This window comes from Nonomuraea sp. NPDC003707, from assembly GCF_053587055.1.
This window is the reverse complement of the sequence record NZ_JBSFNK010000016.1, coordinates 1-19,451: the sequence shown is the minus strand read 5'-3', so window position 1 is coordinate 19,451 and position 19,451 is coordinate 1. Positions and strand designations below refer to the sequence as shown.

Below are 19,451 nucleotides of genomic sequence, written 5' to 3'. Positions count from 1 at the left end.
TCAGTAAATCCCTTCCCCAGGGCCTCAGATTGACATCGTTAACCTGACGGCGTCAACCTGAGACCCATGACCACCAGACGCGTACGCGCCAGGCGCGGAGAGGGAGCGCTGCTGCGCGAGGAGATCCTGCGGGCCGCCGAGGACCTGCTGGCCGAGTCCGGCAGCGAGGACGCGCTCACGCTACGCGCGGTCGCCCTGCGGGCCGGCGTCTCCACGCCCTCCGTCTACCTGCACTTCGCCGACAAGGAGGCGCTGGTCGAGGCGGTCTGCATGCGGGTCTGGGGCGAGTTCGGCCGGATGTTCAGGGAGAACCTGGGCGGCGACCCGTTCCTCGCCCTGGGCAGGTGCGGGCGCGCCTACGCCCGCTTCGCCCTGGAACATCCGGTGCAGTACCGGGTGCTGATGATGCGGGCCACGGCCGGGCCGGGCGTGCCGCCGGCCGCCGCCGAGTGCTTCCGTCACATGGTCGACGCGGTCTCGGCCTGCGTGGAGACACGGGTGCTGGAGGGCGACCCCGAGGAGCTCGCGCTGGGCATGTGGTCGGCCGTGCACGGCTGCGTCTCGCTGCTGATCGCCCAGCCGTCGTTCCCGTGGCCGCGCGACAGGGAGGCGCTCATCGACCACATCGTCCGCGTCGCCGGGTTCGGCACCGCGCTGTACTCGCGCCTGCCGCAGACGCTCCCGCCGAGCGCGGACCTGGCCGTGGCCCTGGACGACTTCGGCGCGCGCCTGGCCTCGGGCGTGGCCTCGGGCGTGGAAAAGCCCCGCGGGGACGAGCCCGGCGGGGCTGGGGAATGACCGTCGGCCCGGACCCCGCCATATCGAACGGGTATGCCCGGGCCGGGGCCTAGTCTTCGCCGTAGCGGGCGGGCAGGACCTGGGCGGCGATGTCGAAGATCCGGTCGATCTCGCCGTCGGTCAGGGCCCGCTCCCGCTTGGTGATCCACTTGCGTGCGCGGTCGCCCTGGTAGACGTCCACGCCGCGGATGGTCATGATCTTCCACGGCACCGGCGGGCCGTAGATGGCGAGCGAGGGCACGACCGAGACCTCGCGGCCGAACGACTGGGTGATCAGTTCGCTGGCCTGCGACGCCTCCCACTTCGCCTCGGTGAGGCGGGCCTTCTTGTCGAAGGGGCCGTGGAAGAGCTTCTTGCCCATCTGCACCCGCACCGGGAGCCGCTTGTCCCACTTCTCGGAGTCGACCGCGTACACGCCGGTCGGGCCCACCACGAGATGGTCGATCTGGGCCTCGCTGTTGGGGATCGCCCTGGCGTGGAGCGTGCGATAGCCGCTGCGTTCGAGCTTGCGCAGCTGCGCCTCGGTGCGGCGCTCCGCCACGGATGTGCGCCGCCAGGCGGGCACGGACGAATGGGATCGCGAGCGATAGACCGCCTCGGCGACGGCCGCGATCACACCCGCGGTCACGCCCAGCCGCCAGTCGCTCACGAGGAAGCCCACCACCACCGCGACGCCGATCCCCACCAGCGCGCGGTTGCGCAGGCGGTGGAACTGCGGTTGTTGCAGCAGGCTACGCACGGACGCGCGCTCGACGGGCGCGTACGTGGAGGTGGGCGCCGAAGGCTTCGCGGCAGCGGTCTGCTCGCTCTCTGGCCGGTCGTTCACCCAGATTGGTGACGCATTGTGACCGTCTTCACGCTGGATGTCGGAGTCCACGTAACTCACCGTAGCTCGGAGATCGGAACGATTCCTAGTGTTGCCCTGTCCATAGTTTTATGGCCCAGCTCATCGTGTTCCACGCATGTTTTCGGGGTATGTTCTACGTTCTTCTCTAGAGATGTCGTCTCAAAAAAGATCTTACCTGGTGGACACTCCCAGGTGGGGTCTGGCCCGCTGCTCACATCGGGATTACGTTCAAGGTGTGCACAGCGCAGGCGAGATTCTGCTCTTTCTCATCGGGGTGTCGTTCGGGCTGTTCATCGTGATCAGCCTGCTGGTCCTGCTGCCGGGGCGCAGCGCGCAGCGCCGGGTGGAGTCCGGCCCGGTGTGGCTGGGCGGCCCGTCCAGGAGCGAGCGTGGCGTGAGCACCTCGGACCTGGTGCTGGCCGACCGGGTGGCGCACTGGGCGGACGTCCCGGAGCACGACTGGGTGGCCGCCGCCGAGACGGCCGAGCCCGGCGGACACCTCGGCGGGGCTTCCGCGGGATGGTGATGTGACGATGCGAGGACTGACGGCCGCACAGGCCGACGACGTCAGGCGCGCCCTGCACACCGCCGAGCGGCGCAGCGGGCTGCGGTTCGGGGTGTTCCTGGGGGATCCGGTGGGCTCGCGCCGCCACTTCGCCGAACGCCTGCACGCGGCCCTGGGCGAGGAGGCCGGCGACGCCGTGGTGCTCCTCGTCGACCTGAAGGGCCGCGCGCTGGAGATCGTGACGGGGGAGAACGCCCGCAGGCGGCTGACGGACGGCTCCTGCCGGCTCACGGCGATGTCGATGGCGACGGCGTTCAGCGTGGGCGATCTGGTGGGCGGCCTCCTCTACGGCATCGGCGCCCTGGGGGAGCAGGCCACCGCCCGCCGCTAGAGGCGTTGGAGCAGGTCGACGATGTGCTCGCTGACCCCGCTCAGCAGCGTCGCGGGCTCGATGGGCGCGGTCGCGACGGCCGAGAACAGCGAGGGCAGCCCGGGCAGCGGGAACCCGTCGTCCTGCATGGCCGCGGCCCCGACGGGGTTCTTGTCGAGGGCGGCGCGGCTGCGCTCCCACGCGTCGAGCACCTCCTCGGGCGACGGCACCCCGAACCCGTGCCCCACCGGGGCCGCGTGCCGCAGCCGGACGAGGGGGGTGTCGGCGAAGGTGAGCGCCGTGCGGGCCCGGACATGCAGGTCGGCGCGCGGCTCGGGCGCGATCCAGTCCATGGCCGTGCACGGGTTGCGGCAGGTGGCGACGCAGACGGCGAGCGCGCCGGCGACCTGGCTGTGCTGCCGGTCGAAGTACGCGCGCCAGCCCTCGCCCGGCTCCAGGGACACCCGCAGCGTCCGGTTGGTGGCGGACTGCTCGGACTTGGTGTGGTCGCACTCCCGGTCGCCGATCACGCCGAAACGGCTCCCCGGCGCGCTCAGCCCCTCGGGCCAGCGGGCCGGGTCGCCGGCATGGCCGAGCTGGGGCTCGAAGGCCAGCAGCGGCAGGTATTCGCTGGCGATGTGGACCGCGGCGATCATCGGGCTCAGCTCGCGCCGGTGCCACCGTGCGGCGATCACCTCGAGCAGCAGGCCGTACGCGGGCCGCAGCGACTCCAGCGCCCCACGCGGCTGCTCGCGCGGCGTCTGCGGCATGTGACAGGCCCGGGCGCGCCGCCGCAGGTCGGCCGGGACGCCCTTCGCCTCGGCCGCGAAGTCCTCGGCGTCGAGCGAGAGCAACCGGTGACCGAACTCGCAGACCTCGGCGATCTCCGCGGCCGGCGCGAGCGCGCCGAGATCGGCGAAGGCATAGCGGCGGGCCAGGGCGACGAGCAGGTCACGAGTCGAGTCCACCCGACGACTCTCTCACGATCGGCGAGCGGCCGAGGACACGCAAAAGACCGTCATCCCGGGCACGGGGAGCGGATGCACTGAATCTCGCCGGAAGAGTGGCTGATCGTGGGATCGGCGGTCGGGGGCTCCTCCGGACCGGCCGTGGTCGGCTCCGCCGTGGGCTCGGGCTCCGAGGTGGTCGGCGAGGGGGTGGGCGTCGCGGTCGGGGTGGCGGAGACCGAGGCGCTGGGGCTCGGCACGTGCGTCACGCTGCCGGTCGCCGTCGGCTTGGGGGTCGGCCCGCGCCTGGCCGGAGGCGTGGACGGCCTCCTGGTGCTCGGCGTGGGCGGGGTGGCGGTGACCGAGGTGGCGTCCACGGTGGGCGACACCTCGTCGACGGTGGTCGCCGGGCCGGCCGGGCGCAGCCAGACGGACCCCGCCACCACCCCCGAGACGACCACCGCGACGGCCGCGGTCAGCACCGCCCGCAGCGTGCGGTGGCGGCGCGGCACGAGCGGCCGGTCGAGCGGCCGGTCGAGCGGCCGGTCCGGGGCGTCCATCGCCTTGCGCGCGGCCTCCGCCATCACGGCGGCCGACGGCCAGCGCCGGTCGGGCGTCTTCTCCAGCGCCCGCGCCACCACCTGGCGCGGCCCGCGAGGCACGTCGTGAGGCAGCTGCGGGATGGGGGCGTTGAGGTGCTTGAAGATGATCTGTACGGGTGTGTCGCCCTGGAACGGGAGCTCTCCCGTCAGGCACTCGTACGCCACCACGCCCAGGGCGTAGACGTCGACCGAGGGCGTCACGTCGCTGGCCGTGGCCAGCTCGGGGGCGCAGTAACCGGCCGAGCAGAGCATCGTTCCCGTGGCCGTCAGATGGCCGGCCGAGGCCGAGTGGGCGATGCCGAAGTCGGTGAGCACCACGCCGCCGTCGGTCCTGATCATGAGGTTGGCGGGTTTGACGTCGCGATGGACGATGCCCTGCGCGTGCGCGGCGGCCAGCGCGTCGCCGACCTCCGCGATCAGCCGCATGGTGGCCTCGGCGCCGAGCGGGCCGCGCCGCAGGACGCGGTCGAGCGACTCGCCGCGCACGTATTCCATCACCAGGAAGCTGACCTGGCGGCCCTCGACCTCGCAGATGCCGTAGTCGTAGACGTCGACCACGCCGGGGTGCCGGAGCGTGGCCATGGCGCGGGCCTCGTTCTGGAAGCGCTGGATGAACGCCGGGCTTTCCGACAACGCGGGCATGAGCACCTTGACCGCCACCGCGCGCCCGAGAACCGTGTCGTCGGCACGCCACACCTCGCCCATGCCACCGCCGCCGAGGCGGTCGGCGAGCACGTAGCGATCATTGAGAGTGGTCCCGGCCCCTAGCACGCTACCGAGGCTAACATCGTGTCCGGCGTGCTTTTGGCAAGTCGGTGAACACTCCCGCGAGGCGTGTCCAGTGCTCCTTCGCGCAGGTGACGGGCGGGTGATCGAGGGCGGCGGGCAGTGTCACCTCCCGGCCGCCCGCCAGGTCGCGCCCGGTCCAGACGTCGATCCAGTCGCCGTCCGGAAGGTAGACCGAAATTTCCGAAATGCCGGGTTCGGTCACGGGGGCCACGAGGAGCGCGTCCCCGAGCTTGTACTGCAGAGGGTGGCGCCAGACCCGCGGGTCGCGCGGGTGGTCGAAGAACAGGCCGCGCATGAGCGGCGCGCCGCCGCCGACCGCCGTACGGGCCTGCTCCACCAGGTACGGCACCAGCCGCTCACGCAGCTCGGCCAGCCGCCGGAACACCGGGATCACCCGCTCGTCCCCGGTCCGGGCGGCGACGTTCCACGGCGTGCGATCCCTGAGGGGCGCGCGGTGGTGGTTGAACTCCGAGTGGTACTGCATGATCGGCATGAACGCCGCCGCCCCCGCCGCCCGCAGGTACAGCTCCGCCTCCGGCACCTCGCCGGAGAAGCCGGCCAGGTCCCAGCCCCAGTAGACGATCCCGCAGGCGGAGGCTGTGATCCCGGCCCTGATCGAGGACCTGAACGCCTCCCACGTGGAGTCCTCGTCCCCGGCCCAGAACGCGCCGTGCGGCTGCGACCCGGCGAACCCCGCCCGGCTGAACGTCACCGGCGCCTTGCCGCACGACCGCAGCAGGTCGCCGAAGGCACGCGCGTAGTGGACGGGGAACAGCCCGTTGCCCGCCGCGCCGTCGCGCCCGTCGGCGTAGCGCAGGTCGTGGCCCCAGGCGTGCTCGCCGCCGTCCGTCTTGAAGCCGTCGACGCCCACCTCCTCGACCAGGTAGCGGCGCTTGGCCGTCCACCAGTCGCGTACCTCCTGGGAGGACAGGTCGGGCATGAGCGCGAGCGGGAACCACCAGCCACGGTTGCGGTAAGGGCGGCCGTCGGGCTCGCGCACGCCGTACCCGCGCTCGACGAGCTGCCCGGCGTCCACGGCGGCCTGGTGCCGCGGGTGGGGGCGCGTCTTCTGCAGCGGGATCTGCCAGAGCAGCACCTTGATGTCCCTGCGGTGCAGCTCGTCCACCATGCCCTTGGGGTCGGGCCAGGGCCCGTCGGGCGGGAAGGTGTAGTCGGCCAGGCGGTGCGGCTCCTGGGAGGGCTCGTACTCGGCCCCCCTGAACGCCGTGAACGTGCTCTCGTCGCTCCACGCCTCGATGACCAGCGCGCCGACGGGGATGCCGTGCTCGCGGTGGCGGTCCATCTCGGCCAGCACCCGCTCCTGCGTGTTCCACTCGTTGCCGCTGGCCCACAGCCGGAACACCCACGGCGGCAGCTCCGTGGGCCGCCCGACGTCGTCGAGGAAGCCGCGCAGGACGTCGGCGGGCGCGGCGCCGTCGTGGAAGCGCACGCCCAGCTCGCCGTCCCGGCCCACCTCGGCCTCCACCCGCACCCGGCCGGGCGTCGAGGCTCCCACGTCGTACCAGGTGCGCCGCGAGGTCCGCACGTGCCAGCCCCAGCTCGCGGGCCCGCCCACGACCATCGCGAACGGCATCGGCAGGTAGGTGCGGCCGTGCCGCCCCTGCGCCTTGTACTGCTCGAAGACGACCGCGTCGAGCTCGCGTCCGCGCTGGTCCACGGCGTCGAACCGCTCGCCGAACCCCACGACGTGCTCCTCCGGCCCCAGCTCCAGCTCGAAGCGCACCCGCAGCGGCCCGTCGCCGTCCGACAGCCACCGCACACTCCCCGGGACGATCCGGTCGGCGCCGGTGACGTCGAGCTTCCCGCCGTCGTCCGACCAGCTCGCCGCCGACACCTCGAACCACCTGCCGGTACGGGTCCCGCCGCCGGCGGCCGTGGCGCGGAAGCGGTAGGCGTAGCGGTGCCCGGCCCGCAGCGCGGGCGTCCGCACGGCCCACGACCCGGCGGCGGCCCGCGTGGCCCTGGCCTGGGCGGCGGCGAGATGGCCGCCGTCCACGCCCGCGCCGGCCCGCGTACCGCCGTCGCTCCTGGTCAGAGGGAGCTCGATCGGCGGCGCGCCGTCGGCGGCCCACTCGCACACCACGGCGGTCACGTTCGCCGAGGCCCGCACCCGCAGCTCCACCGGCTCCCCGTCCACGGGTCTGGCCGGGACGCGCTGGTCCTCGGTCTCGGCGTACGGGTGCCCGGAGCCGTGCGGCCGATGCCGGATCATGCGTGTACTCCCAACTCGTCGGCGAGGATCAGGTACATGCCGTGCGACCACAGCAGCGGCGTGGCCACGGGCCCCCAGCGGTCGAGCCACTCCTGCCGCCGCCCGGGCGCCAGCAGCAGGTCGGACACCTGCTCGGGCAGGTCACCGCCGGGGGTGGCCTGGGCGGCCATCCAGTCCAGGTAACGCCGGGCCTCGGCGGGGCGTCCCGCCCTGGCGTGGTTCCAGCCGAGGAAACCGGCCAGCAGCACCCACCGGCCCCCGCCGTAGAAGGTGTCGGCGAGGTAGCGGTACACCCCGCCGTCCCTGGCGAGCACGCGCTCCACCTCGGCGACCGTGGCCGCCCCGACGGGGTGCGCGGCCGGGTAGAGGCCGAACGGCTCCACGCACGCGAGCAGGCTCGCGTCCACGGCGTCGCCGCCGAGCCACTTCCGCAGCCGCGGCGGGCCGGACCCGTCCCGGGTGAGGCCGTCCCGCTCCACCGGCGCCGCGAGGGACCCGTCCCGGATGAGGCCGTCGCGTTCCACCAGCGCCGCGATGCCCTCGACCGCCTCGGCGGCCGACGCCTCCTCCGCCGCGCTCAGCACGCCGAGCGCGGCAGCGGCCCGCAGGCCCGCGTGGATCGCGCCGAGCGTGGCCACGTGCCGCTGCTCGACGTGCTCCTCCCACCAGTCGTAGCAGGGCAGGTGCCAGAACGCCGTCAGGTACCGGACGGTCGCCCTGACCCCCTTCTCGACCCCGGGGACCGCCCTGCCGTGCCGCGCGGCGTGTTCGCGCAGCGCCCAGAGCCACGTCCCGTACCCGTCGAGCTGGAAGTCCCACCAGTCGTCGTCCCCGTCCACCCCGTCGAGGGTGAAGCGGGTCGGCAACATCTCCGCGACCGGTACGGCCTCGCCCCGGGCGGCCCGCGAGACCAGCGCGTCCACCTGGCCCGCCCGGTCGCCGACCGTGCGGGCGCACCAGGCGTGGAAGGCGTCCGCCCCGGCCACGTCGCCGTGCCTGCTCACCCCCTCGGCGATGAAGGCCCCGTCCCGCAGCCACGAGTAGCCGCGGTAGGCGGAGAAGGTGGGCGAGGCCGGATAGGCCCCGGTGGGGGACTGCAACCTCTTGATCACGTCGAGGCTGTGCGCGACGAGGGACAACGAGAACTCTCCTAATGATCAGCCGAGCAGGGCGTTCACGTCGGCGGCGGCGGCCTTGAGCGCGTCCGCCACCGGCTTGCGCCCGGCTGCGGCCTCGCCGAGCTGCTTGGTCACCGCGTCCTGCATCTCCTGCTGCCGCTTGATGACCGGCGGCAGCGCGATGGACTTGAGCGAGTCGAACACGGCCTGCCGGTTGGCCGGCTTCGGGTCCTTGAGGTAGCCGGCGAGCACCTGCTGGTCGGCGACCGGCGGCAGCTCCCAGGAGGACTCGACGCGCGTGGTGGCCGCGGTGTCCGACGAGGACAGGAAGCGGGCCCACGCCCACGCCTCCTTGGCGTGCTTCGTGGTGGCGGAGGCGGCGACGGCGTTGTGGAAGACCGCGCTGGCCTTGGTGGCGTCACCGGGCTCGACGACCACGTCCCACTCGAACGGCACGTCCTTCAGCCCCGCGAACTGCCAGATGCCGTTGTGCCACATGGCGAGCTTGCCGGACTTGAAGAGGTTCGTGTCGTAGTCGGCGGTGCCGCCGATCTCCGCCTCGGTCGGCATGGTCTTGCCCACCTTGGAGACCAGCCACTGCGCCGCCTTGACGCCCTGCGGGCTGTCGAAGGCCGCCTTCTTCCCGTCGGCCGACAGGAACTCGCCGCCCGCCTGCTTGAGCGTCTTGTAGAACTCGAAGAACTGCACCGGCTGGAAGTCGCCGTACACGCCCTTCTTCCGGTCCGTCAGCTTCGCGGCCGCGGCCTGCTCGTCGGCCCACGTCCAGTCCGCCGTCGGCGGGGCGACCCCGGCCTTCTCGAACAGGTCCTTGTTGTAGAAGAGCACAACTGTCGAGAACGACGCGGGCAGGGCGTACTGCTTGCCCTCGCGCTTGAACGCGTTGAGCGACTCCTGGGCGTAGACCGAGGTGTCGCCGTCGCCCGCCACGCCGCCGAGGTCGAGCAGGGAGCCGGCGCTGGCGTAGGTGACGAAGTTCTCGTAGTTGAGCTCGAAGGTGTCCGGCGCGGTGCCGCCCGCGATGCTGGTCTGGAGCTTGGTGAAGTACTGGTCGAAGGGCGCGGTCTCGACGACCACGTCCACCTTCGGGTTCTCCTTCTCGAAGGCCTTCTCGATCTTGTCCAGGTCTTTGACGTGGTCGGGGGCCGCCGAGAAGGTGAAGTACCGCAGGGTCACCCTGCCGTCCGCGCCGGTCGTGGCCTTCGTGGCCGAGCCCTGGGAGCAGGCGGAGGCGAGCAGCGCCGTGGCCGCCGCGACGATGAGGAAATGTCTGGACATGGGGGGATTCCTTTACTTGAGCCCGCTCTGCGCGACGCTGGCGATGACGTGCTTCTGCGCGAAGACGTAGAGGATGAGGATCGGTACGACGCTGACCACCGAGCCCGCCATGACCACGTCCCACTCGGTGGTGAACTGGCCGTGCAGCGTGGCCAGGCCCAGGGGGAGGGTCATGAACTCGGGCGACTTGATGATGATCAGCGGCCAGAGGTAGCTGTTCCAGCTGGCCATGAAGCCGAAGATGGCGAACGTGGCCAGTGCCGGGCGGATCAGCGGCAGCACCACGTACAGAAAGATCCTGAAATGTCCGGCGCCGTCCAGCACCGCCGCCTCGTCGAACTCCCGCGGCACCTGGTTGACCGCCTGCCGCAGCAGGAACACCCCGAACGCCGAGGCGATCGTCGGCGCGAGCAGCGCGAAATACGTGTCGACCAGGTTGAACGTGCGCATCTCGATGAACAGCGGCACGACCAGCACCGGCAGCGGCATCATCAGCGTCGCGAGATAGACCGCGAACAGCGCGCCCCTGCCCGGGAACGGCAGCCGGGCGAACGCGTAGGCCGCCATCGCGCTCGTGACGAGCTGCAGCGCGGTGGAGGCGGCGCCGATCCAGGCGCTGTTGAGCACGATGCGCCAGAACGGCAACGTCTCCAGCAGCTTGCCGTACGCGTCGAGGCTCGCGCCCTCGGGCGTGAAGTCGGGCGGCACGGCCAGCACCGCGTCACCGGGCGTGACGGAGGTGATCACCGCCCACGCGAACGGGAACAGCATCGCCAGCGCACCCAGCCCGACCAGCAGGTAGCGTGCTATCTGGCCGAGCTCCGCTCGGCGGACTCGGATGGATGTCCTCGCTTCGCTGCGGATCCATCCTCGGCTACCCATAGGTCACCCACCGCTTCTGACCTCGGATCTGCACGACGGTCACCAGCAGCACCACGGCGAACAGCAGCCAGGACAGCGCCGAGGCCGCACCCGCCCTGCCGTACCTGAAGGTCAGGTCGTAGATCTGCGACACCACCACCTGCGTCGCGCCCCCGGGACCCCCGCCGGTCATGATCTTGACCTGGTCGAAGACCTGGAAGCCGTTGATCAGCGAGATCACGACCACGAAGAACGTCGAAGGCGACAGCAGCGGCAGCGTGATGTGCCGGAACCTGCGCCAGGCCGACGCGCCGTCCACCATGGCGGCCTCCTGGTACTCGCGGGGGATCGCCTGCAGCCCGGCCAGCAGGATGATCATCACGAAGCCCAGGTCCTTCCAGGCCGAGGCCAGGATGATCGACGGCATCGCCCAGTCCGGGTCGGTCCACCAGCCGGGGCCGCTGATCCCGAGCAGGCCGAGCGCCCAGTTCACGACGCCGCCGGCGGGGTTGAGCAGCCACTTCCACATCAGCGCGACGACCACCCAGCTCGTGATCACCGGCAGGAAGTAGATGCCGCGCAGCAGGCTCCGGCCCCGCATCGCCCGGTTCAGCAGCACGGCCAGGCCCAGCCCGCCGACGTAGACGAGCGGCAGATAGCCGGCGATGAAGGAGAGCGTGTGCAGGAAGGCCGCCCGGATCTCGGGGTCGCCGATCAGCTCGGCGTAGTTGTCCAGGCCGACCCAGCGCATGTCCGTGATGAGGTCCCACTCGTGCAGGCTCGTCCATAACGAGCCCAGCATCGGGATGAGCGTGTAGAGGGTCAGGGGGACGAGGCTGGGGAGCAGGAACACGGCGACGGTGACCCCGTACCGCCAGCCCTTCCTGGGCGGGCCCTGGATGGGGGTCACGGCGTCGCCCCGATCAGGCGGGCCCGCACCAGGCGGCCCTGCTCGCCCGCCGCCCCCGCCGCGTCGAACGGGGTGGCCAGCACCAGGGCCGCCGCGCCCTGGGCCCAGCTCGTGTCGTCCCAGCTCTCCACCTCGACGGAGATGTCGCGCCGGCCCGGGTAGAGCTGCGCCCTGAGCGCCGCGTCGAAGCTCGCCCGCCAGAGCGGCCAGTCGGCCGTCCCCTCGCCGAGCACCACCACCACCTCGGGGTCGACGACGTTGATGAGTCCGGCGGTGGCCCGCCCCAGGATGGCCCCGGCCTCGGCGAACACCTCCCGTGCCGCCGCGTCGCCCCCGGCGGCGGCCCGGCCGAGCGCCGGCAGATCGAGATGGACGTTCCTGGCCCGGGCCGCGGCGAGCAGGCCGGCGGCGCCGACGTACGCCTCCAGGCAGCCCCGGGCCCCGCATCCGCACACCGGCCCGCCGGGGTCCACCGGCAGGTGGCCGAACTCGCCCGCGCCTCCGCGCGCCCCCCGGTACACCCGTCCGTCCGCCACGATCGCCGCGCCCACGCCGCGCCCGATCGTCACCACGAGGAAGTCCCGGTGCGTACGCCCCCGCCCGTACAGCCGCTCGGCCGCCGCCAGCGCGTTCACGTCGTTCTCCACGAGCACCGGCAGTTCGAGCCGGCGCCGCAGCCAGTCGCCCACCGCCATGGCCCGCCACCCGAGCGTGGGGGCGTTCACCGTCCCGGCCGCCTGGTCGTCCACGCTGCCCGGCACCCCGACCCCGATCCCGAGCAGCGGCGGCGTCCGCTCATCGGCCGAGCTCTCCGCCACCACGGACGAGATCGCCCCCGCCAGCGAGTCGAGCGCGTCGGGCGCGGACGGGTCGAAGGGCCGCTCCCACGAGCCGAGCACCTCCCCGTCGAGCCGCACGTCGACAAGCACCAGGTGCTCGGCCGTCACCTTGACGCCCAGCGCCCGCCCCGCGCTCCCGACCAGCCCCAGCCGCACGGCGGGCCGCCCGCCGCGCGACGGCGTCAGGTCGAGCTCCTCGAGCATCCCGTGCCCCATGAGCTCCCGCGTGAGCTGCGTGACGGTGGCCGGGCTGAGGTCGAGCCGGCGCGCGATCTCGCTGCGGCTGAGCGGCCCGACCGTGCCCAGCAGGGCGAGGATCGCCGTCCGGGTGAGGTCTCCGCGATCGGTGCTTACCATGCGATGAGGGACTTTCTTCAGAAGTAAAGTTAGTCCCGAAATATCCCCCTTGGTTCGCGTGCCTGTCAACCCCCGGGAACGCGAAAGGACCCCCGCCGGTGGCAGGGGTCCTCCGTGAAACGGCGCGTCAGGCGGACGCGGCGTCCTTCTCCCGGTTGCGCAGCGCCCGGCTGACGCCGTCGGCGCCCTCCAGGATCAGCCGCCGCAGCGCCTGCGGCGGCTGCTCGGCCTCCAGGTAGTCCTGCGCGGCCCGCACCGTCTCCGGCTCGATGAGCAGCGCGGGGAAGCACCCCACCGCGAACGTCGACGCCTGGTCGAACGTCCACTCCCGGTAGATCCGCCCCACCTCGGCGAAGTACTTCTCCCGGTACGGCGCCAGCAGCTCGGTGTGGTGCGGGTCCTGGAACCCGGAGATCGTCGTACGCGCGATGTGGTTGGCCAGCTTGCCGCCCACGACCCGCTCCCAGGCGGCGGCCTTGGCCTCGGCCGTCGGGATCGCGGCCCGGCACTGCGCCGCCGACCGCTCACCCGTGGCAGTAGGGTCCCGCTCGAGCTCGGCGTCGATGTCGGCCTCGCCCAGCCGGCCGCCGGCGACCAGCGCGTGCAGGAGCGACCAGCGCAGGTCGGCGTCCACGCTCAGGCCCTCGGGCACCTCGGAGCCGTCGAGGATGCGCTGCAGCAGGTCGAGGTCCGCGTCGGAGGTGGCCACCGGCGCGAACGCCTGCAGGAACGCGAGCTGGTGGTCGGAGCCCCCCGCGGCCTGGCCGAGCTGCTTGCGCAGCTCCGCGGCCAGCAGCGCCAGGCCCTCGGCCTGCCAGGCCGGGTCGGCGTACTGCTGGACGGCCATGCGCGCCTGGCGAAGCACCGCCTGCAGGACAGTGATGTCCTTGAGCGTGCCGGCGCCCGAGACGACCAGCCTGACGTAGTCACGCGTGGCCATCTCGCCGTCACGGGTCATGTCCCAGGCCGCCGACCAGCACAGGGCGCGCGGCAGCGACTCGGTGAACGCCGCGATGCCGCCGTCGACCAGCGTCCGCATCGAGCGGTCGTCGAGGCGGATCTTGGCGTAGGTGAGGTCGTCGTCGTTGAGCAGCACCAGGTCCGGCTGCTCCTCGCCGACCAGCTGGGCCACGCTCGTACGGGGGCCGACCACGTCCAGCTCGACCCGCTTGGTCCGCTTCAGCTCGCCGTCCACCAGCGAGTAGAGGCCGACCGCGACCCGGTGCGAACGCAGCGTCGGGTGCTCCGCGGGCGCCTCCTGCAGCACCTCGAAGCCGGTGAACCGCCCGTCGGACACCTCGAACTCCGGGCGCAGCGTGTTGACCCAGGACGTCTCCAGCCACTCCTTCGACCAGGACGACAGGTCACGGCCCGAGGTCCGCTCCAGGGCGTTGAGCAGGTCCTTCAGCTCGGTGTTGCCCCAGGCGTGCTCGGCGAAGTAGTCGCGTACGCCGGCCAGGAAGTTGTCCAGGCCGACGTAGGCCACGAGCTGCTTGAGCACCGAGGCGCCCTTGGCGTACGTGATGCCGTCGAAGTTGACCTCGACCGCCTGCATGTCCGGGATGTCCGCGGCGATGGGGTGGGTCGAGGGGAGCTGGTCCTGGCGGTAGGCCCAGGCCTTCTCCACGTTCGCGAACGTGGTCCACGCGCCCTTGCCCCACCTGGTGGCCTCGGCCTGGGCCAGGACGGACATGTAGGTGGCGAACGACTCGTTCAGCCACAGGTCGTCCCACCAGCGCATGGTGACCAGGTCGCCGAACCACATGTGCGCCATCTCGTGCAGGATCGTCTCGGCGCGCCGCTCGACCACCGCGTCGGTGACCCGGGAGCGGAAGACGTAGTCCTCCAGGAACGTCACGCAGCCCGCGTTCTCCATGGCCCCGGCGTTGAACTCGGGCACGAAGCACTGGTCGTACTTCCCGAACGGGTAGCGGACCCCGAACACCTTGTGGAAGAAGTCGAAGCCCTGCCGGGTGACCTCGAGGATGTTGTCGGCGTCGAGGTGCTCGGCCAGCGAGGCCCGGCAGTAGATCCCCAGCGGGATGCCGTCGTGCTCCGAGGTCACCTTGTGGTACGGCCCCGCCACCAGCGCGGTGATGTACGTCGAGATGGCCGCCGTGGGCGGGAACTCCCACCGCCTGGCCGGGGCCACCGCCCCGTGCCTGCCGCCCTGCTCCGGCAGCTCCTCGACCGCCGAGGCGGCCGCGTTGGAGACGACCTCCCAGTCGGCCGGGGCCAGCACGGTGAGCTGGAAGGTGGCCTTGAGGTCGGGCTGGTCGAAACAGGCGTACATGCGGTGCGCGTCTGCCGTCTCGAACTGGCTGTGCAGGTAGACCTTCTTGTCCACCGGGTCGACGAAGCGGTGCAGGCCCTCGCCGGTGCGCATGTAGCTGCAGTCGGCGTCCACGCGCAGCTCGTTGGCCGCGGCCAGCGACGGGAGCGGGAAGCGGCCCTTCTCCTCGTCGTAGGCGGACACGTCGAGGTCCTCGCCGTTGAGCGTCACCTTGCGCACGTGGGCGCCGTGCAGGTCGATGAAGGTGGACGCGCCCGGCCGGGTGCTGGTGAAACGGACCGTGGTGACGCTCTCGAAGCGCTCCTCTCCCTCGGTCAGGTCGAGTGCGACCTCGTACGACTCGACCTTCATCAACCGGGCGCGCTCACGAGCCTCGTCCCGGGTCAGATTGCCTGCCAAGTTGCGCTCCTTTTCACCACTTCATCGAACTTTGTCCGTATCGTGCCACGCTGGGAATAGGACCCGATCCACCTCAGGTTACGGGTCCACATGAGCGAAAAGATTCCCGTGGATCTGTGGTTCGATCCTGCCTGTCCCTTCGCATGGGTCACGTCACGATGGCTTCTCGAAGTTGAGAAGGTCCGTCCCATCGAGCCTCGCTGGCGCATCATGTCCCTCTACGTCCTGAACGCGGACAAGGACATCCCGGATGACTACCGCAAGTCGACCGAGCGGGCCAGGGGCACCGTCCGGGTCGTCGCCGCTGCGGCCGCCAAGCATGGCGAGCAGATCCTCGGGCCGCTCTACACCGAGCTCGGCACCCGCCTGCACAACCAGGGCCTGAGCAAGGAGCCGGAGCGCCTGCGCGAGGTCATCGCGGGCGCGCTCGAAGCGACGGGGCTCGAGGAGGAGCTCATCGAGGCCATCGACTCCGACGAATGGGACGAGGCCATCCGCACCTCCCACAACGAGGGCATCGACCTCGTCGGTCAGGAGGTCGGCACCCCGGTCATCCGGGTCGGCGCCAACGCCTTCTTCGGACCGGTGATCACCAAGATCATCAAGGGTGAGGACGCGGGCCGGCTCTGGGACGGCGTGCTCGCCGTCACGTCCTTCGAGGATTTCTTCGAGCTGAAGCGCAGCCGGACCAAGCGCCCCGAATTCGACTAACCCTCTAACTCTCACATTCTCCAGGGGTCAATCATCGTACGCTGGCGGAAGAACGCTGCTTGCGGTGTAGAAGACTTATCCCCGCGTCAGGACAAGCCTCTCACCGCCACCTGAGCTCCTGACAGGATGGTGGCTATGCGTCAGCTGTACATCGGCGGCTCCTGGACCGCTTCTGCGTCGGACGAGTCGATCGACGTCGTCAACCCGGCCACGGAAGAGATCATCGACCGTGTGCCCGCGGGATCTCCCGACGACGTCGAGTCGGCCGCGGGCGCCGCTCGAAAGGCCTTTCCCGGCTGGTCCGAAACGGCCGCCTCGGAGCGCGGCAAGCTGCTCGGCGCCGCCGCCGAGCTGCTGAAGCAGCGCTCCGAGGAGATCGCCAAGACGATCGCCACCGACATGGGCGCGCCGCTGGGCTTCGCGCGCAGGGTGCAGACGCTCATGCCGGCGACCGTGCTGTCCTCCTACGCGCAGCTCGCCGAGACCCACCCCCGCGAGTCGCGCGTCGGCAACTCGATGGTGGTCAAGGAGCCCATCGGGGTGGTCGCCGCGATCACGCCGTGGAACTACCCGCTGCACCAGATCATCTGCAAGGTGGCCCCCGCGCTGGCCGCCGGCTGCACCGTGGTGCTCAAGCCGAGCGAGGTGGCGCCGCTGGCGGCGTACGCGCTGGCGGAGATCTTCGCCGAGGTGGGCCTGCCGCCGGGCGTGTTCAACCTGGTCAGCGGGCGCGGCCCGGTCGTCGGCGAGGCCATGGCCGCCCACCCCGAGGTGGACATGGTCTCCTTCACCGGCTCGACCGCCGCCGGGCGCAGGGTGGCCGCGCTCGCCGCCGAGTCCGTCAAGCGGGTCGCGCTCGAGCTCGGGGGCAAGTCGGCGAACATCATCCTCCCCGACGCCGATCTGGCGCTGGCCGTCAAGGTCGGCGTCGCCAACTGCTTCGTCAACGCCGGCCAGACCTGCTCGGCGTGGACCCGCATGATCGTCCACCGCGACCAGTACGACGAGGCCGTCCGCCTGGCCGTCGAGGCGGCGCGCGGCTACACCGTCGGCGATCCCTTCGACGACTCCACCAAGATCGGCCCGCTGGTCTCCGCCACCCAGCGCGACCGCGTGGTCCGCTACATCAACCGGGGCCAGGAGGAAGGCGCCCGGCTGGTGGCCGGCGGCACCGAGCGGCCCCTCGATCGCGGCTACTACGTGGAGCCCACCGTGTTCGCGGCGGTGGAGTCGGGGATGACGATCGAGCAGGAGGAGATCTTCGGGCCGGTGCTGTCGCTCATCCCGTACACGAGCGAGGACAAGGCCGTCGCGATCGCCAACGACACGAAGTACGGCCTGGCCGGAGCGGTCTGGGCGGCCACCGAGGACCGCGCGATCGCCGTCGCCCGGCGGCTGCGCACGGGGCAGGTGGCCATCAACGGCGGCCGCTTCAACCCGCTGGCGCCTTTCGGCGGCTACAAGCAGTCGGGGGTGGGGCGGGAGCTGGGGGAGCAGGGCCTGGAGGAATACCTCGAGACCAAGGCGATGCAGCTGTAACACCCCCGCGCCGCCCCGCGCCCGGCCCGGTGCGTGCCGCGCCACGCTCGGGCCGCCCCATGAGGCCCCCCGCCCGCGCCGCGCCGGGTGTGGCATCCGTGAGGGGCGCCGCCCCCCGGGTTGCGTGGGTGAGGGGCGGCGCCGACGGGAAGAGAGGTGGGTCAGATGAGCAGGCCGCCCGTGGCGTTGAGGTTCTGGCCGGTGATCCAGCGCGAGTCGGGCCCCGCCAGGAAGGCGACCACGGAGGCGATGTCGCCGGGCTGCCCGAGCCGTCGCAGCGCCGTCATCGCCGCCGTCTGCTCCAGCGCCTCCGGCGGGTTGGCGCCCCGCAGCATGTCCGTGTCGGTGGCGCCGGACGAGACCACGTTGACGGTGATCCCGCGCCCGCCCAGCTCCCGCGCCGCCACCTTGGCGAACTGCTCGACGGCCCCCTTGCTGCCGCAATAGAGCGTCAGCGCGGGAGCGGGCACCTGCGTGTTGAGCGTGGAGATGTTGATGATGCGCCCGCCGTCGCGCATCACCCGCGCGGCCCACTGCATGGCCAGGTAGACCGACCGGGTGTTGACCGCGAACACCCGCTCGTACTCCTCGTCCGTGATCTCCGCCATGGGCTTCTGCCCGAGCACGGCGGCGGCGTTGTTGACCAGGATGTCGAGCCCGGGCAGCCGCGACCCGGCCTCGTCGAACAGCCGCGCCAGATCGTCCTTGCTGCCCAGATCGGCCTGTACGGCGTGCGCGCCCGTCTCCTTGGCGACCTGCTCCGCGGCCTCGGTCGAGCGCTCGTAGCAGAAGACGACCTCTGCCCCGTCGGCGGTCAGCCGCTCCACGATGGCCTTGCCGATTCCCCTGGATCCTCCTGTGACCAACGCGCCTTTCCCGGAAAGTATGCTCATGCGCCCAACCTATGCTCGGAGCATGATCTTGCGGGCTTCGTTTCGCGGCAGGCGATCGACGTACAGCTTGCCGTCGAGGTGCTCGGTCTCGTGCTGGAAGCAGCGCGCGAGCGACCCGCGAGCCTTGATCCGTACCGGACGCTGGAGCCTGTCGATCCCCTCGACGGTCACGCCCGCGGCCCGCGCCACCGGGGCGTAGATCGGCAGCCGCGTCTGCCGGTCGGGCACGGACAGGCAGCCCTCCTCGTCCGTCACCTCCTCCGGGTCGTCGACGGTCAGCACCGGGTTGAGCACGTGACCCTTGCGCCCGGCGATGTCGTACACGAACAGCCGGCGCGACACGCCGATCTGCGGGCCGGCCAGGCCCACGCCGTTGACCGCGTACATCGCCTGGAACATCTCGTCGATCAGCCGGCGCAGCTCGCGGTCGAAATCCGTCACGGGATCGGCGGGCGTGCGCAGGACCGGATCGCCGATGACACGGATCTCACGCATGGACATCTACTTTCGTAAGGACTGGACAACGGTAGAGGTCCTTACTCTAGCCAGCGAGGCTCATTCGCGGGGGCTGTGGAAGACTGGGCGGGTGCGTGTCTACATCGGTGCCGACCATGCCGGCTATGAGCTCAAGAACCACCTCGTGTCCTGGCTGAAAGACCACGGTCACGAGGTCACCGACTGCGGTCCCTTCGTCTACGACGCCGAGGACGACTATCCCGCGTTCGTGCTGCGCGCGGCCGAGGGCGTCGCCGGCGACCCCGGCAGCCTGGGGGTGGTCATCGGAGGCTCGGGCAACGGCGAGCAGATCGCCGCCAACAAGGTACGCGGCATCCGCGCCGCGCTGGCCTGGAGTGAGGAGACGGCCGGCCTGGCCCGCGAGCACAACAACGCCAACGTGGTCAGCCTCGGCGCGCGCATGCACTCCACGGAGGACGCCACCAGGTTCGTGGAGGTCTTCCTGACCACGGTGTTCACCGGCAGCGAGCGCCACAGCAGGCGCATCGCGCAGCTGACCACGTACGAGACGATCGGTCAGCTGCCCTCGCTGCCCTAGACGAGTAAGTCCGAAGTTCTTGGGCGGTAGCCACCAATGGGGAAGGGCCTCGTTGATCGTTTTGTGACGAACGACATCGAGACCCTTCTT

General features: G+C 71.4%; 18 protein-coding genes. 6 read left to right on the top strand and 12 right to left on the bottom strand.

Annotation, left to right across the window (positions count from 1 at the left end; all coding sequences use genetic code 11):
- The first annotated feature begins 66 nt into the window (after nucleotides 1-66).
- Nucleotides 67-798 (top strand): TetR/AcrR family transcriptional regulator, encoded by a 732-nt coding sequence (locus tag ACWDRB_RS35160; protein ID WP_355200191.1) that lies wholly within the window; start codon nucleotides 67-69, stop codon nucleotides 796-798.
- 49 nt (nucleotides 799-847) lie between these two features.
- Here the strand turns inward: ACWDRB_RS35160 and ACWDRB_RS35155 are convergent, their stop codons facing one another.
- Nucleotides 848-1,675 (bottom strand): nuclease-related domain-containing protein, encoded by an 828-nt coding sequence (locus tag ACWDRB_RS35155; RefSeq protein WP_350731529.1) that lies wholly within the window; start codon nucleotides 1,673-1,675, stop codon nucleotides 848-850.
- 205 nt (nucleotides 1,676-1,880) lie between these two features.
- On the opposite strand from ACWDRB_RS35155, the gene ACWDRB_RS35150 reads away from it, so the two are divergent.
- Nucleotides 1,881-2,171 (top strand): hypothetical protein, encoded by a 291-nt coding sequence (locus ACWDRB_RS35150; RefSeq protein WP_397367441.1) that lies wholly within the window; start codon nucleotides 1,881-1,883, stop codon nucleotides 2,169-2,171.
- Nucleotides 2,172-2,178: 7 nt separating this feature from the next.
- On the top strand, nucleotides 2,179-2,541 hold the full coding sequence (locus ACWDRB_RS35145) for a DUF5130 family protein (protein ID WP_350731525.1): 363 nt from the start codon (nucleotides 2,179-2,181) through the stop codon (nucleotides 2,539-2,541).
- Here ACWDRB_RS35145 and ACWDRB_RS35140 read toward each other — a convergent pair.
- The 9 genes from ACWDRB_RS35140 to pepN all read right to left on the bottom strand — a co-directional run bounded on the left by ACWDRB_RS35140 (nucleotide 2,538) and on the right by pepN (nucleotide 15,164).
- Nucleotides 2,538-3,488, bottom strand: a complete 951-nt coding sequence (locus ACWDRB_RS35140) for a hypothetical protein (RefSeq protein WP_355200194.1) — start codon at nucleotides 3,486-3,488, stop codon at nucleotides 2,538-2,540. The two genes, ACWDRB_RS35145 and ACWDRB_RS35140, sit on opposite strands and share 4 nt — an antisense overlap.
- A 50-nt stretch (nucleotides 3,489-3,538) precedes the next feature.
- Nucleotides 3,539-4,840, bottom strand: a complete 1,302-nt coding sequence (locus ACWDRB_RS35135; protein ID WP_449901044.1) for a protein kinase domain-containing protein — start codon at nucleotides 4,838-4,840, stop codon at nucleotides 3,539-3,541.
- 10 nt (nucleotides 4,841-4,850) lie between these two features.
- Nucleotides 4,851-7,091: a glycoside hydrolase family 31 protein gene (locus ACWDRB_RS35130; protein WP_449901042.1), complete on the bottom strand. Its 2,241-nt coding sequence runs from the start codon at nucleotides 7,089-7,091 to the stop codon at nucleotides 4,851-4,853.
- Complete coding sequence (locus ACWDRB_RS35125) at nucleotides 7,088-8,230, bottom strand: glycoside hydrolase family 15 protein (RefSeq protein WP_449901040.1); 1,143 nt, start codon at nucleotides 8,228-8,230, stop codon at nucleotides 7,088-7,090. The genes ACWDRB_RS35130 and ACWDRB_RS35125 overlap by 4 nt, the downstream gene beginning before the upstream one ends.
- A gap of 18 nt (nucleotides 8,231-8,248) precedes the next feature.
- Complete coding sequence (locus ACWDRB_RS35120; RefSeq protein WP_449901038.1) at nucleotides 8,249-9,505, bottom strand: ABC transporter substrate-binding protein; 1,257 nt, start codon at nucleotides 9,503-9,505, stop codon at nucleotides 8,249-8,251.
- A gap of 12 nt (nucleotides 9,506-9,517) precedes the next feature.
- Nucleotides 9,518-10,276, bottom strand: a complete 759-nt coding sequence (locus tag ACWDRB_RS35115) for a carbohydrate ABC transporter permease (RefSeq protein ID WP_449901036.1) — start codon at nucleotides 10,274-10,276, stop codon at nucleotides 9,518-9,520.
- Between the two features lie 103 nt (nucleotides 10,277-10,379).
- Nucleotides 10,380-11,276 carry a carbohydrate ABC transporter permease gene (locus ACWDRB_RS35110; RefSeq protein ID WP_449901034.1) on the bottom strand — a complete coding sequence of 299 codons (897 nt, stop codon included), beginning with the start codon at nucleotides 11,274-11,276 and terminating at the stop codon, nucleotides 10,380-10,382.
- On the bottom strand, nucleotides 11,273-12,472 hold the full coding sequence (locus ACWDRB_RS35105; RefSeq protein WP_449901032.1) for an ROK family protein: 1,200 nt from the start codon (nucleotides 12,470-12,472) through the stop codon (nucleotides 11,273-11,275). Before ACWDRB_RS35105 ends, ACWDRB_RS35110 begins: the two co-directional genes overlap by 4 nt.
- Before the next feature lie 127 nt (nucleotides 12,473-12,599).
- Nucleotides 12,600-15,164 carry an aminopeptidase N gene (gene pepN / locus ACWDRB_RS35100; protein WP_449901030.1) on the bottom strand — a complete coding sequence of 855 codons (2,565 nt, stop codon included), beginning with the start codon at nucleotides 15,162-15,164 and terminating at the stop codon, nucleotides 12,600-12,602.
- A 90-nt stretch (nucleotides 15,165-15,254) separates the two neighbouring features.
- On the opposite strand from pepN, the gene ACWDRB_RS35095 reads away from it, so the two are divergent.
- Both ACWDRB_RS35095 and ACWDRB_RS35090 read left to right on the top strand, forming a co-directional pair.
- Nucleotides 15,255-15,875, top strand: coding sequence for a mycothiol-dependent nitroreductase Rv2466c family protein (locus tag ACWDRB_RS35095; RefSeq protein WP_449901028.1), 621 nt, complete (start codon nucleotides 15,255-15,257; stop codon nucleotides 15,873-15,875).
- A 135-nt stretch (nucleotides 15,876-16,010) separates the two neighbouring features.
- On the top strand, nucleotides 16,011-17,414 hold the full coding sequence (locus ACWDRB_RS35090; RefSeq protein ID WP_449901026.1) for an aldehyde dehydrogenase family protein: 1,404 nt from the start codon (nucleotides 16,011-16,013) through the stop codon (nucleotides 17,412-17,414).
- 161 nt (nucleotides 17,415-17,575) lie between these two features.
- Here the strand turns inward: ACWDRB_RS35090 and ACWDRB_RS35085 are convergent, their stop codons facing one another.
- Both ACWDRB_RS35085 and def read right to left on the bottom strand, forming a co-directional pair.
- Nucleotides 17,576-18,307, bottom strand: a complete 732-nt coding sequence (locus tag ACWDRB_RS35085; protein WP_449901024.1) for an SDR family oxidoreductase — start codon at nucleotides 18,305-18,307, stop codon at nucleotides 17,576-17,578.
- Nucleotides 18,308-18,316: 9 nt separating this feature from the next.
- The gene (def, locus tag ACWDRB_RS35080) at nucleotides 18,317-18,802 is read right to left on the bottom strand and encodes a peptide deformylase (RefSeq protein WP_192786922.1); all 486 of its coding nucleotides are present in this window, start codon (nucleotides 18,800-18,802) and stop codon (nucleotides 18,317-18,319) included.
- Between the two features lie 91 nt (nucleotides 18,803-18,893).
- Here def and ACWDRB_RS35075 point away from each other — a divergent pair, with 91 nt between their 5' ends.
- Nucleotides 18,894-19,361 carry a ribose-5-phosphate isomerase gene (locus tag ACWDRB_RS35075; RefSeq protein ID WP_350731504.1) on the top strand — a complete coding sequence of 156 codons (468 nt, stop codon included), beginning with the start codon at nucleotides 18,894-18,896 and terminating at the stop codon, nucleotides 19,359-19,361.
- Nucleotides 19,362-19,451: the final 90 nt, after the last annotated feature.

Excerpts from the sequence above, each read along its gene's own strand:
- ACWDRB_RS35160 (WP_355200191.1), top strand. The coding sequence starts at position 67 with ATGACCACCAGACGCGTACGCGCCAGGCGCGGAGAGGGAGCGCTGCTG.
- ACWDRB_RS35145 (WP_350731525.1), top strand. The coding sequence starts at position 2,179 with ATGCGAGGACTGACGGCCGCACAGGCCGACGACGTCAGGCGCGCCCTG.
- ACWDRB_RS35130 (WP_449901042.1), bottom strand. The coding sequence starts at position 7,091 with ATGATCCGGCATCGGCCGCACGGCTCCGGGCACCCGTACGCCGAGACC.
- ACWDRB_RS35120 (WP_449901038.1), bottom strand. The coding sequence starts at position 9,505 with ATGTCCAGACATTTCCTCATCGTCGCGGCGGCCACGGCGCTGCTCGCC.
- ACWDRB_RS35115 (WP_449901036.1), bottom strand. The coding sequence starts at position 10,276 with ATGCTGTTCCCGTTCGCGTGGGCGGTGATCACCTCCGTCACGCCCGGT.
- ACWDRB_RS35105 (WP_449901032.1), bottom strand. The coding sequence starts at position 12,472 with ATGGTAAGCACCGATCGCGGAGACCTCACCCGGACGGCGATCCTCGCC.
- ACWDRB_RS35095 (WP_449901028.1), top strand. The coding sequence starts at position 15,255 with ATGAGCGAAAAGATTCCCGTGGATCTGTGGTTCGATCCTGCCTGTCCC.
- ACWDRB_RS35090 (WP_449901026.1), top strand. The coding sequence starts at position 16,011 with ATGCGTCAGCTGTACATCGGCGGCTCCTGGACCGCTTCTGCGTCGGAC.
- ACWDRB_RS35085 (WP_449901024.1), bottom strand. The coding sequence starts at position 18,307 with ATGAGCATACTTTCCGGGAAAGGCGCGTTGGTCACAGGAGGATCCAGG.
- def (WP_192786922.1), bottom strand. The coding sequence starts at position 18,802 with ATGCGTGAGATCCGTGTCATCGGCGATCCGGTCCTGCGCACGCCCGCC.